Source organism: Paraburkholderia sp. A1RI-2L (genome assembly GCF_048957375.1).
Lineage (GTDB): Bacteria > Pseudomonadota > Gammaproteobacteria > Burkholderiales > Burkholderiaceae > Paraburkholderia.
On sequence record NZ_JARBTA010000003.1, the window covers coordinates 312,354 to 324,587 of the forward strand.

10 protein-coding genes are annotated in these 12,234 nt (G+C 61.8%); 6 read left to right on the forward strand and 4 right to left on the reverse strand.

Annotated elements, in window-relative coordinates; all coding sequences use genetic code 11:
- Nucleotides 1-6: 6 nt before the first annotated feature.
- The 6 genes from PWP93_RS24560 (at nucleotide 7) to PWP93_RS24585 (ending at nucleotide 7,082) form a co-directional block, all read left to right on the forward strand.
- The gene (locus PWP93_RS24560) at nucleotides 7-1,236 is read left to right on the forward strand and encodes an amidohydrolase family protein (protein ID WP_421046380.1); all 1,230 of its coding nucleotides are present in this window, start codon (nucleotides 7-9) and stop codon (nucleotides 1,234-1,236) included.
- A 419-nt stretch (nucleotides 1,237-1,655) separates the two neighbouring features.
- A complete protein-coding gene (ugpB, locus tag PWP93_RS24565) occupies nucleotides 1,656-2,939 on the forward strand; it encodes a sn-glycerol-3-phosphate ABC transporter substrate-binding protein UgpB (protein ID WP_421046985.1) in 1,284 nt (427 codons plus the stop codon).
- Between the two features lie 16 nt (nucleotides 2,940-2,955).
- A complete protein-coding gene (gene ugpA, locus PWP93_RS24570; RefSeq protein ID WP_421046381.1) occupies nucleotides 2,956-3,840 on the forward strand; it encodes a sn-glycerol-3-phosphate ABC transporter permease UgpA in 885 nt (294 codons plus the stop codon).
- Complete coding sequence (gene ugpE, locus PWP93_RS24575; protein ID WP_421046382.1) at nucleotides 3,837-4,682, forward strand: sn-glycerol-3-phosphate ABC transporter permease UgpE; 846 nt, start codon at nucleotides 3,837-3,839, stop codon at nucleotides 4,680-4,682. Before ugpA ends, ugpE begins: the two co-directional genes overlap by 4 nt.
- Nucleotides 4,683-4,755: 73 nt before the next feature.
- The gene (locus tag PWP93_RS24580; protein WP_421046383.1) at nucleotides 4,756-5,859 is read left to right on the forward strand and encodes a sn-glycerol-3-phosphate import ATP-binding protein UgpC; all 1,104 of its coding nucleotides are present in this window, start codon (nucleotides 4,756-4,758) and stop codon (nucleotides 5,857-5,859) included.
- A 194-nt stretch (nucleotides 5,860-6,053) separates the two neighbouring features.
- Nucleotides 6,054-7,082 (forward strand): alpha/beta fold hydrolase, encoded by a 1,029-nt coding sequence (locus PWP93_RS24585; RefSeq protein ID WP_421046384.1) that lies wholly within the window; start codon nucleotides 6,054-6,056, stop codon nucleotides 7,080-7,082.
- A 76-nt stretch (nucleotides 7,083-7,158) separates the two neighbouring features.
- On the opposite strand, the gene PWP93_RS24590 is transcribed toward PWP93_RS24585, so the two are convergent.
- The 4 genes from PWP93_RS24590 to PWP93_RS24605 form a co-directional block, all read right to left on the reverse strand.
- Nucleotides 7,159-7,731 carry a thioredoxin family protein gene (locus tag PWP93_RS24590; RefSeq protein ID WP_421046385.1) on the reverse strand — a complete coding sequence of 191 codons (573 nt, stop codon included), beginning with the start codon at nucleotides 7,729-7,731 and terminating at the stop codon, nucleotides 7,159-7,161.
- Between the two features lie 432 nt (nucleotides 7,732-8,163).
- Nucleotides 8,164-10,224 carry an ATP-binding protein gene (locus tag PWP93_RS24595; RefSeq protein ID WP_421046386.1) on the reverse strand — a complete coding sequence of 687 codons (2,061 nt, stop codon included), beginning with the start codon at nucleotides 10,222-10,224 and terminating at the stop codon, nucleotides 8,164-8,166.
- A complete protein-coding gene (locus PWP93_RS24600; protein WP_421046387.1) occupies nucleotides 10,211-11,725 on the reverse strand; it encodes an ATPase domain-containing protein in 1,515 nt (504 codons plus the stop codon). Before PWP93_RS24600 ends, PWP93_RS24595 begins: the two co-directional genes overlap by 14 nt.
- Nucleotides 11,715-12,068, reverse strand: a complete 354-nt coding sequence (locus PWP93_RS24605) for a HigA family addiction module antitoxin (RefSeq protein ID WP_421027638.1) — start codon at nucleotides 12,066-12,068, stop codon at nucleotides 11,715-11,717. Before PWP93_RS24605 ends, PWP93_RS24600 begins: the two co-directional genes overlap by 11 nt.
- Between the last annotated feature and the right edge of the window lie 166 nt (nucleotides 12,069-12,234).

Genomic DNA, 12,234 nt, shown 5'->3' on the forward strand with positions numbered 1-12,234 from the left:
ACGAATATGTCCATAACCGTAATTCACGGCGGTAACGTACTCGACCTCGTTCGCGGCGTGCTGCTCGACCATCATCATGTGGTGATCGACGGCGAGCGGATTGTCGAAGTCACGGATCGCCCGGTCGATTATCCCAACGCCCGCGTGATCGACGCGCGCGGCAAAACCGTGATGCCGGGCTTCATCGACTGTCACGTGCACGTGCTGGCCTCCAATGCCAATCTGGGCATCAACGCCGGGCAGCCGAATATCCTGGCGGCCATTCGCGCATTGCCGATCATGCAGGCCATGCTTTCGCGCGGTTTCACGAGCGTGCGCGATGCCGGCGGCGCAGACTGGGCGCTGATGCATGCCGTGGAGACGGGGCTCGTGCCGGGGCCGCGCATTTTCCCGTCCGGCAAGGCGCTTTCGCAAACGGGCGGCCACGGCGATTTTCGTCCGCGCGGCGACCTGCTCGAACCTTGCTCGTGCTGCTTCCGCACGGGTGCGATTGCGCGCGTGGTGGATGGCGTGGAAGGCGTGCGTCTGGCGGTGCGCGAAGAAGTCCAGAAGGGCGCCACGCAGATCAAGATCATGGCGTCGGGCGGCGTGGCCTCGCCGGTGGATCCCATCTGCAATACCCAGTACTCCGAAGATGAAATTCGCGCGATCGTTGCCGAGGCCGAGGCGGCCAACACCTATGTGATGGCACACGCCTATACGGCGCGTGCGATTGCGCGCGCCGTGCGGTGCGGCGTGCGGACGATCGAACACGGCAATCTCGTCGATGAGCCGGCGGCGCGCGTCATGCATGAGCACGGCGCATTCGTGGTTCCCACGCTCGTCACCTATGACGCGCTCGCGCAACACGGCGCACAGTTCGGGCTGCCGCCCGATTCCGTGGCGAAAGTCGCAAGCGTACAGCGCGCGGGGCGCGAATCGCTGGAGATCTACGCGAAGGCGGGCGTGCCGATGGGTTTCGGCTCAGATCTGCTGGGTGAAATGCATGCGTTCCAGTGCGGCGAATTCCGCATTCGCGCCGAGGTCCTCGGCAATCTGGAAGCGCTGCGTTCCGCGACGAGCGTGGCCGCCGATATCGTCAACATGAAGGGCGAGTTGGGCGTGATCGCGCAGGGGGCGATTGCCGATGTGCTCGTGCTCGATGGCAATCCGCTCGCTGATATCGGGGTGGTGGCCAACGATGGCGAGCGCGTCGAGCTGGTCTTGCAACGCGGGAAGGTGGTAAAGGGCGGTTAGGATTCGGGTGGAATGATGCTAAAAGGGCGGCGTGCAGCAAATGCACGCCGCCCTTTTTTATTGCAACACATTATGTTCGCCTCACTTCAAATGACCTTGGAACACCCTTAATAAGTGAATTGCCGCCGTATTGATTTTTGTGTCACGAACACGAAATGACTGCCGCATATCATCTGAATGGCATGAAGCATGCTTCGTCGCGCAAGCGCAGCGCGCGCGTCCAGCGCGCCGGGAATAATGCTTCATGCTAGGCTGCGCGTTCATCTGGCCGAATGCATGGGATCGGGGAAACACTTGTCGTGTTGTGCGTCGCATCATTCTTCAATAAAGCCTCAACGGATAAAAGGACTCTCATGAAAACCACTCAACAGCGCAATGGCCGGTTCGGCGTTGGTTTGCGAGCGGCGTCTGCGGCGCTGATGCTCGCCGGGCTGATGCAGGGCGCTCACGCAGCAACCGAAATCCAGTTTTGGCATGCGATGGAAAGCCAGCTTGGCGAGCGCGTGAACGAGATCGCACAGCAGTTCAATGCGTCGCAAAGCCAGTACAAGATCGTGCCGGTTTTCAAGGGCACTTACGACCAGACGATGGCTGCAGGCATTGCCGCGTATCGCAGCGGTGACGCGCCGGCGATCCTGCAGGTGTACGAAGTGGGCACCGCCACGATGATGAGCGCAAAAAAGGCGATCGTGCCGGTGTACGACGTGATGACGAAGGCCGGCGTGGCGTTCGACGAGAAGGCGTTCGTGCCGACCATCGCGAGCTACTACAGCGACGCGAAGACGGGCCATCTGGTGTCGATGCCGTTCAACAGCTCGACGCCGGTGCTCTACTACAACAAGGACGCATTCAAAAAGGCCGGCCTGAATCCGGACGTGCCGCCGAAGACCTGGGCCGAACTTGCCGACGATGCCGCGAAGCTCAAGGCGTCGGGGATGACCTGCGGCTTTACGACCGGCTGGCAGGGCTGGATCCAGATCGAGAACTACAGCACATGGCACGCTGCGCCGATCGCAACGCGTAACAACGGCTTCGACGGAACCGACGCCCAGCTCGAAATCAACAAGCCGCTGCAGATCGCCCACATCGCCTTCCTGCAGAACATGGCGAAGCAGGGCACCTTCACCTACGTGGGCCGCAAGGACGAAGCCACCGCCAAATTCTATAGCGGCGACTGCGGCATCATGATGGGCTCGTCGGGAGCACTCGCGAACGTCCGGCAGTACGCGAAGTTCAAGTACGGCACCGGCATGATGCCGTACGACCCGAGCGTGAAGGGCGCGCCGCAGAACGCGATCATCGGCGGCGCAAGCCTGTGGGTGCTGGGCGGCAAGAATGCCGATACCTATAAGGGCGTGGCGCAGTTTCTGTCCTATCTGACGTCGGCGCCCGTTGCTGCGAAGTGGCATCAGGACACCGGCTATCTGCCGGTCACGAGGGCGGCCTACGACCTGACGCGTCAGCAGGGCTTCTACGACAAGAATCCCGGCGCCGATACGGCGACCAGGCAGATGCTGAACAAGCCGCCTCTGCCGTACACGCGCGGCCTGCGTCTGGGCTACATGCCGCAGATCCGCACGGTCGTCGACGAGGAACTGGAGCAGGTCTGGGCAGGCAAGAAGACGCCGCAGGAAGCGCTGGACAGCGCGAACTCGCGCGGCAACGACTTGCTGCGCCGCTTCGAGAAGACAGCAAACCCGTAAGCGGATACCTCGATACATGGAACGCCGGACGAGTTTTGGAGCGGGGTGGCTGCCCTGGCTGCTGATAGCGCCGCAGCTCGCGATTACGGTCGTATTTTTTCTGTGGCCCGCGGGCGTCGCGCTCTGGCAGTCCACCTCGTCCCAGGATGCGTTCGGCATTTCCACGGTATTTGTCGGGCTCGCGAACTTCAAAGCCCTGTTTGCAGACCCGCTGTACCTCGCTTCATTTCGCACGACGCTGGTTTTCAGTGCGCTCGTCACCGCGATTGGGCTCGTGGTGTCGCTGTTTCTCGCGGCGATGGCCGATCGCATCACGCGCGGCAAGCTCGTCTACCGGACATTGCTGATCTGGCCTTATGCGGTCGCGCCCGCGATCGCTGCGGTTTTATGGGGATTCCTGTTCAATCCGAGCATCGGCATCGTCACGTTCGTGCTGGCAAAGGCGGGCATTACGTGGAATCACGCGCTCAATGGCGGCCAGGCGATGGCGCTCGTCGTGGTGGCGTCGGTCTGGAAGCAGGTGAGCTATAACTTCCTGTTCTTCTACGCGGGCCTGCAAGCCATTCCCCGCTCGTTGATCGAGGCGGCTGCGATCGACGGCGCGGGACCCGTGCGGCGTTTCTTCGGTATTGCGCTGCCGTTGTTGTCGCCGATCAGCTTCTTCCTGCTGGTCGTCAACCTGGTGTACGCGTTCTTCGACACGCTTCCGGTAATCGACGCCGCGACCGGCGGCGGACCGGGACAGGCCACCAAGACGCTCGTCTACAAGATTTTCACCGAGGGCTTTCAGGGACTCGACATCGGCAGCTCGGGCGCACAGTCGGTGGTCATGATGCTGATCGTTATGGGGCTGACGGTGGTGCAATTCCGCTTCGTCGAACGCAAGGTGAAATATTCATGATTGAGAACCGGCGCGGCTTCGATCTGTTCTGCCACGCGATGCTGATTGGCGGCGTCGCGATCATTGCGTTTCCGGTGTACGTGGCTTTATGCGCAGCGACGATGAGCGAGTCGGAAGTATTCACCGTGCCGCTGCGTCTGGTGCCGAGCACGCACCTGGTCGAGAACATCGTCTCGGTGTGGACGTCCGGCAGCGGCAATGCCGCCGCGCCGTTCGGCCGGATGCTCGCCAACAGCCTCGTGATGGCGCTCGTGATTTCGGTTGGCAAGATCGCCGTGTCGATCATATCGGCGTATGCGATCGTGTTTTTCCGGTTTCCGCTGCGCACGGTGTCGTTCTGGGTGATCTTCTCGACGCTCATGCTGCCGGTCGAAGTGCGGATCTTTCCGACCGTTCAGGTCGTGTCGACGCTGAACATGTTCGACGGCTACGCGGGCCTGACGCTGCCGTTGGCCGCGTCGGCCACCGCGACGTTCCTGTTTCGCCAGTTCTTTCTCACGTTGCCCGACGAACTGGTCGAGGCGGCGCGTATCGACGGCGCAGGTCCGATGCGCTTCTTCTGGGACGTGCTGCTGCCGCTCTCGAAGACAAATATCGCGGCGCTTTTCGTCATCACTTTCATTTACGGATGGAACCAGTATTTGTGGCCAATCCTGATTACGAATTCGCAGTCGATGACGACGGCGGTCGTTGGCATCAAGAGCATGATCGCGAGCGGGGACGCCGCGACCCAATGGCATCGCGTGATGGCCGCAACGCTGCTCGCAATGCTGCCTCCGCTCGTCGTGGTGCTGACGATGCAGCGCTGGTTCGTGCGTGGGTTGGTCGATTCAGAAAAATGAGTGTAAAAGGGAGGGGCATGAGCGGATTCGCAGCAGATGTTCCAATGGTTCGATCGACGCTGGAGGGCGACGCATGGCGGCCCTGACACTCGACGGTGTGCACAAGAGCTATGACGGCAAGCACACGGTGCTCCACTCGGTCAGCCTCGATGTGGCCGATGGCGAGTTCGTGGTCCTCGTCGGCCCTTCGGGTTGCGGAAAGTCCACATTGCTGCGGATGGTCGCCGGGCTCGAGAGCCTGACTGGCGGCACGATCTCCATCGGCGATCGCGTCGTCAACACGCTGGAGCCCAAGGACCGCGATATCGCAATGGTGTTCCAGAATTACGCGCTCTATCCGCACATGAGCGTCGCGCAGAACATGGCGTACGGACTCAAGATCCGCGGCATCGAACGTGGGCTGATCGAGCAGCGCGTCGCGAACGCTGCGAAGATTCTCGAGTTGGACAAACTGCTCGATCGGCGGCCTCGCGACCTTTCCGGCGGCCAGCGCCAGCGGGTCGCGATGGGGCGCGCGATCGTGCGCGAGCCGTCGGTGTTTTTGTTCGACGAGCCGCTCTCGAACCTCGACGCAAAGCTGCGCGTGCAGATGCGCTTCGAGATTCAGCGGCTGCATCAGCGGCTGAAGACCACGAGCCTGTACGTGACGCACGATCAGGTCGAGGCGATGACGCTCGGGCAGCGGATCGTGGTGATGAACGGCGGGCACATCGAACAGATCGGCGTGCCGAGCCAAGTGTACGAGGCGCCAGCGAGTGAATTCGTCGCGAGCTTCATGGGTTCGCCCGCAATGAACCTGCTGAAAGGGCGTCTTTCGAGCGACCTGTGCTGCTTCGAGGTCGCGGGCAACGGACCGCACCTGCCGATCGGCGCGGACGGAGGCGCGTTTCAGCTGGATGCATCCGTTCTCGCCAAGCTGGTACCTGGAGGCGAATACACGCTGGGCGTGCGTGCCGAGCACATGACGCCCGCTGCCGGCCTGCGGTCGATCGCCGTGGAGGTCGAAACGTGCGAGCTGCTGGGCGCCGACAACCTCGCGCACGGCCGGTTCGGCAATCAGGAAATCGTGTGGCGTCTGCCGGCGGCGCATCGGCCGCAGCCGGGCGAACGGATCAACGTCGCATGGCTGCCGCAGCATTTGCACTTCTTCGATTCGGCGACCGGATTGCGCGTGTGACGAGCGACTCGAATACGCCTTCTACGGCTGGAATCTCCAACGCCCTCATAAAGTCCAGCAGGTCTTGAACGTGGCGTTATTGATTCGTTGTGTGTACAGAGATAAGGCAGATACATTGGCATACAACGTTCTCTTATGACTCGGCTATAAATCCGTTGCAGCCCTCTAACACCATCAAAAAGGAGAAGTGAGTCATGTCAGATCCCGTCAATGTCCGCCGTCGCCGCCTTCTTGGCACCGCGCTGGCGAGCGTCAGCCTCGCGGAACTCGGTATGAGCAGCATTGCGCGCGCGCAGTCGTCGGGCGCGCGCACGGGTAGCGGCGTGTCATTCGGGCCGATCCAGCAGATCGATGCCGGCGTGCTCAACGTAGGCTACGCGCAGGTGGGGCCGGAGAACGGCATTCCGGTGTTGCTGTTGCACGGCTGGCCATACGATATCCATAGCTATGCCGAGGTCGCGCCGCTGCTCGCGGGGGCAGGCTATCGCGTGATCGTGCCATATCTGCGCGGCTACGGATCGACGCGCTTTCTCTCAGCGGATACGCCGCGCAACGGGCAGCAGGCCGCGACCGCCGTCGACATCGTCGCGCTGATGGATGCCCTGAAGATCGATCAGGCCGTGCTTGGCGGCTACGACTGGGGGGCGCGCACGGCCAACATCATCGCCGCGCTGTGGCCCGAACGGGTCAAGGGGCTGGTTTCGGTGAGCGGCTACCTGATCGGCAGCCAGGCGGCGAACAGGAAGCCACTGCCGCCGGAGGCGGAGTTTCAGTGGTGGTATCAGTATTATTTCGCGACCGAACGCGGCGAGCGGGGTTACGCGGAAAACCGTGAAGCATTCAACAAGCTGATCTGGAAACTGGCGTCGCCCAAATGGAATTTCGACGATGCGACCTACGCGCGCTCAGCTGCGGCGTTCGAGAATCCGGATCACGTGGCGGTCGTCGTCCACAATTATCGGTGGCGTCTCGGCCTCGCCCAGGGTGAATCGAAATACGACAGCATCGAGCAGAAACTGGCCACCGCACCCACTATTTCGGTGCCCACGATTACCCTCGAAGGCGATGCCAATGGCGCGCCGCATCCGCAACCGGCCGCTTATGCGAAGAAGTTTGCGGGCAAGTATGTCCACCGCGATATTGCCGGCGGCATTGGTCATGACTTGCCGCAGGAAGCACCCAAGGCATTTGCCGAAGCTATTTTGCAAGTGACGCATTTGTGATGCGGGTTCGTCGCGATTATTCGTAAGGATGTAAAAAAAGCACCGTTGCCGGTGCTTTTTCTTTCAGAATAACGTATCACCCGTGTTTGCCATCCACTCCCAACAGATCCCGTATCGTCTGCTCGGTCACGTCGTAGCGCCCCTCGCCAACGCGCTTGTAAGCCACCTTGCCGCTTTTATCGATGAGATAAAGCGCGGGCCAATACTGGTTTCCATACGCATTCCACGTCGCATATTGGTTGTCCTGAACGACCGGATACTGAATGCCGAACCGCGCAATGGCTTTCTTCAGATTGCCCGTGTCGCGCTCGAACGGATATTCGGGCGTATGCACGCCAATCACCACTAGCCCCTTGTCGTGATAGCGGGCGTACCAGTCCTTCACATAGGGCAGCGTGTGCGCGCAGTTGATGCAATCGAACGTCCAGAATTCGACTAATATCACCTTGCCGCGCAATTGCTTGAGGTCGAGCGGCGCGCTGTTGAGCCAGGCGCCGGTGCCAGTGAAGTCGGGCGCGATCGCGCCGGTTTGCACGGGCGCCGGTTCGGACTCGGGATTCGGGTCGGATGCAAAAGCCGCCCAGGCACCAGTGGCGGCCATCCCGGCGAACGCGGCGAGGGCCGCCGCAATCTTCAGTCGATCGAACATGAGGACGTCTCCTTGATGAAGTGTTCGACCATAGTGGGGTGCACGTGTATCGGGCAGATGTCTGGCCCGCTCGCCCACGAAACAGCGTGTGTCGCGGAGCGCGCCAGATACATGGCGATACAACCTCGCATGTGCGGTCGCGATGCACAACCCGTACTCCGTTCGCCGCCGCGAGAGCTCCATTTGTTCCGCCGTAACGACTTACGCCCCCGGACCAATGAGCTTGCCGGCCCGTAGGCCTTCAGCCAGTTGCGCAGGGAGTGCATCGACATACCCAAGCCGTGTAGTTCGTGGCGTCGCTCTGGGACTCAGCATGTATGGTTCAAAGGCGAGGAGAACTTCATCAAGAAGGGGGCGGGGCCGGGCGCTGGAGTGTTGACCATCCATGCCATGAATCCCTCACGTCGCGAGAGGTCTGCACGCTTGATGAGGTTAGCGAGATCGTGCGAAGGACAGCGCTTTGGCAATCTCCGCTATGAGCTGCTTCTGCTGATACGGTTTGCGCAGCCGTGGAATATCCATGTTCGTGTTCTGTGGCAGATCTGCGTATCCTGTGGCGATGAGAACCGGGAGACCGGGTCTTAGCTCACGTGCAGCGCGCGCCAGCTGCGCGCCATTCATTTTGGGCATTGAGTAATCGGTGATGAGAAGGTCCACTTTCTGCTCGTTCCTGAGGACGTCCAGCGCATCCTCGCCCGAATTGGCGCCGATGACCTCGTGTCCCAGGTCTTCGAGCAGATATGCGGTACTCGTCGAGATCAGCGCATCGTCGTCTACGAGCAAAATGGTGGCGCGCCCAACAAGCTGCGCACTTTCCTGAGAGGCCCTTTCGGGGGGCTCCGGCGCGCAGGGCGCCCGCGAGGTGACCGGCAGCCACAGCTCAGCCTGTGTGCCGTGGCCGGCCTCGCTGTTGAGCCGTAACGCGCCGTTCAACTGGCGCGCCAGGCCATGGATCATGGAAAGGCCGAGTCCCGTGCCTTTGCCGACTTCCTTCGTCGTGAAAAAAGGCTCGGTGGCCCTGGAGAGCGTTTCCGCATCCATTCCACACCCGGTATCGCCCACGGTGACGCGCACATAGTCGCCCCCGGTGAGATCCACGCAACCGGTTGACGAAACCGCGTCGACGCGGACCATGATCGTCCCGCCGTCAGGCATCGCGTCACGCGCATTGACGACCAGATTGAGGAGAGCAAGTTCGATCTGGTTGGCATCGACAAGCGTGAGTGGCAACTGGTCGGGCAACCCGAACTTCAGTTCGATGCCCGGCCCCACAGAACGCTCGAGCAGGTCGGTCATTCCACGAATCAGGCTGGACAAGTTACTCGGTTCTATCCGGAGGTCTTGCTGCCTGGCGAATGCGAGCAGACGCTGGGTCAGTGACGCGCCGCGCTGGGCGCCCCGAAGCGCACCATCGATCAGGCGCACGACCCTTTCCCCGGAAAGTTGCTTGCGTAATAGTTCGAGGTTGCCCATCACCGCCATGAGCAGATTATTGAAGTCGTGGGCCACGCCACCCGTCAGCTGCCCGATCATTTCCATTTTTTGAACCTGGCGCAGCGCTTCTTCCGTGCGCTCGCGCTGGCGGGCTTCCTCGAGGACGGCCTCATGTGCGCGCTCGAGTTGCGCCGTGCGCTCGAGCACCTTCGCTTCAAGCGTCTCATTGAGGCGCCGCAGGTGTTCTTCAGCGGTTTTTCTTGCGGTGACGTCGGAGCAGACGCCAACGAGACGCATGGCGTTATTCGTCCTGTCACGCACTAGCCGGGCTCGAAGCTCCCCCCAATGGAGCGTGCCGTCAGGCCAAAAGTTGCGGCATTCGCAAGCGAGGTCACAGCCCGTCCCCATGCTCTGACGCACGGCCTCGCGCACCCGGGCCCGGTCGTCGCTGTGAACGCTCGCTTCCAGGTCTCCATAGGTAAAGGACCGGCCCGGCGGCTGGCCGAATACGGCCCTGCAGGCTGCGGACGCGTTCAACCTGAACATGGGCAGGTCCAGTTCCCACGCGCCAAGCTGGCCCGCGGTCAGCGCCGTCCGCAGTCGTGCCTCACCTTCGTGCAGATCTTCAATGAGGGAACGCGCTTCGTATTGCCGGGAACGTCCTCGTTGTGCGGTTCGCACCACGCTGATAAATGTCATCGGGTGAAACGGGCGTTCGAGAAAGATGACGTTGCCGAGCCGCTTCGAGAGGCTTTGCGCGCCAGGGTACGGATCAGAAAATCCGCCGTGCTGCGTCAGGACGATAAACGGGAAGTCCGACCAGCTCGGTTGCCCCGCCACCCAGGCCGTGACGGCAGCGAGATCGGCGCCGCGCAGTGCCTCTTCCGTCACGACCGCACAGCAGACTCCGTCGCCCAGCAGCGCTGCGAATTGCGGCAGATCCTGGCAAACAATCGACTCAATCCCGGACTGCTGCAAAAGGGTAGCCGCGACGGCTGCATCTCGCCCGAGCGGCGCCAGGATCAACGCAGGACAGCCATTTCGCTTAGACGTTGCCATCGCCAGTGAGCCCGGGGTGCAGCAGCGGTCCGATGTTTCCGACGAAGGACGGCACGCCGTGCAATACGCCCTGGAATTCTTCTAGTGGGGCGCCCACTGTCAGCCCGCCCTGGCCGATGCGAAACTCGCGGATCGTTTCTTCGTGGCGACCGGTGCGCTTCTTGATCACGGACACCGCGCGGCGCACCCGGCCAAGCGCCTCGAAGTAGCGCAGGAGGATGACCGTATCCGCGAGGTAGGTGACTTCCACCGGGGCCTTCATGTCGCCGACCAGGCCATGCTGCGCAACGGTGAGGAAGGTGGTCGCACCCTGGCGGTTCAGATATTGCAGCAACTCGTGGATGTGAACCACAAGCGCGTTTTCTTCTGGCATGGCTGCCTGATAGCCATTGAGGCTGTCGATCACCACCGTTTTCGCCTGCGCCTCATCGACGGCGGCGCGCACGCTGCAGGCAAACTCTCCGGGAGACATCTCCGCCGCATCCACCTGAGCGATGTGCAGGTTGCCCGCCTCGAACATGGTCTCCAGGTCGAATCCCATCTTTCGGGTGCGATCGAACAGCAGCCCCAGTTCCTCGTCAAAGACGAACAGGGCGGCTTTTTCGCCACGCTCAAGCGCCGCGGACACAAACTGCAGCGCGAAGGTCGATTTGCCCGCCCCGGCGGGCCCGAGAATCAGCGTACTGGACCCCTGTTCCACGCCGCCGCCGAGCAGCGTATCGAGTTGCGCGACGCCACTGCTGACGCTCTCGCGCGCGAGCCGGCTGCGATGTTCGGCGGCGACGAGGCGCGGGAAGATGCGAACGCCCCCCGTTCTGATCGCAAAGTCGTGATAGCCGCCGCGGTAAGCCTGGCCACGGTACTTCGAGATTTTCAGCCTGCGCCGCTCGGCTCCATAGTCCTGCGCGAGTTCATCCAGCTTGATAACGCCGTGGGCGATGCTATGGACAGTTCTATCGGTAGCTTCCGAGCTCAAATCGTCGAGCAACAGAACCGTTGCGCCGTACCGCGAAAAATAGTGCTTCAAGGCCAGGACCTGTCGGCGGTAACGCAGGGAGCTTTGGGCGAGCAGACGAATCTCGGACAGGCTGTCGAGGACAACGCGTCGTGGCTTGACGCGTTCGAATGCGCCCAGGATTGCCTTGATGGTCTCGCCCAGTTCCAGGTCGGACGAGTACAGCAGACTCTGCTGCTGGTTGGCATCAACCAGGCTCTCCGGGGGAGTCACCTCGAACACCTCGATGTTCTCGTCCAGACGCCATCCGTGCGAGAGGGCCCCATTGCGCAATTCCTTTTCCGTTTCGGAGAGGGTGATGTAGAGGCCCGGCTCGCCCGCTTGCGCACCGGTAAGGACGAATCGCAGGGCGATTGTCGTCTTGCCGGTCCCGGGAGCACCCTCCAGCAGAAAAAGGTGTCCTTCAGTGAAGCCCCCGATCAGAACATCGTCGAGTCCGGGAACGCCGGTCCGGGCTTTGCGCACGCATTCCGTCTCAGCGCTCATCAATCGCTCCCAGCTGTTTAAGGATTTCCGGGGAAAGACGGTGCCGCGGTATCGCGGGGAGGACGTTCACCAGCGAAACCTGGGCGCGCTCAAGGTCGTACTCGCACTGCAGATGTAGCCAATACATCGAAGGCACACCGGACAGTCTCGCGAGACGGGCAGCCGTTCCCGGGGTGAACGCTGACGTGCCGCCGAGCAGGCGGTGCAGGGATTGGCGCGAAACGCCCAGTTCCCGCGCGGCCTGACTGATGGTCAAACTCAATCCCGGCAGCACGCAGTCACGCAAAATCGTCCCCGGATGGGGCGCCTGGACGACCCCGGCGGGAAGTTGGCCAGTTGGCATTCCGACTCTCCTGTAAAGTGCCACGTGACGGAAGCAATTCGCGAACCTGAAGGCATGCAGCGGGAATCGTCCGGGAAGCTGGTGCCGCCTGGTTTGCTGTTGACTGATGTGGCCCCCTCAAGGTCGGGCCGTTTTGAACCGTTATTCCGTGGTGAGAAGCGGCTTG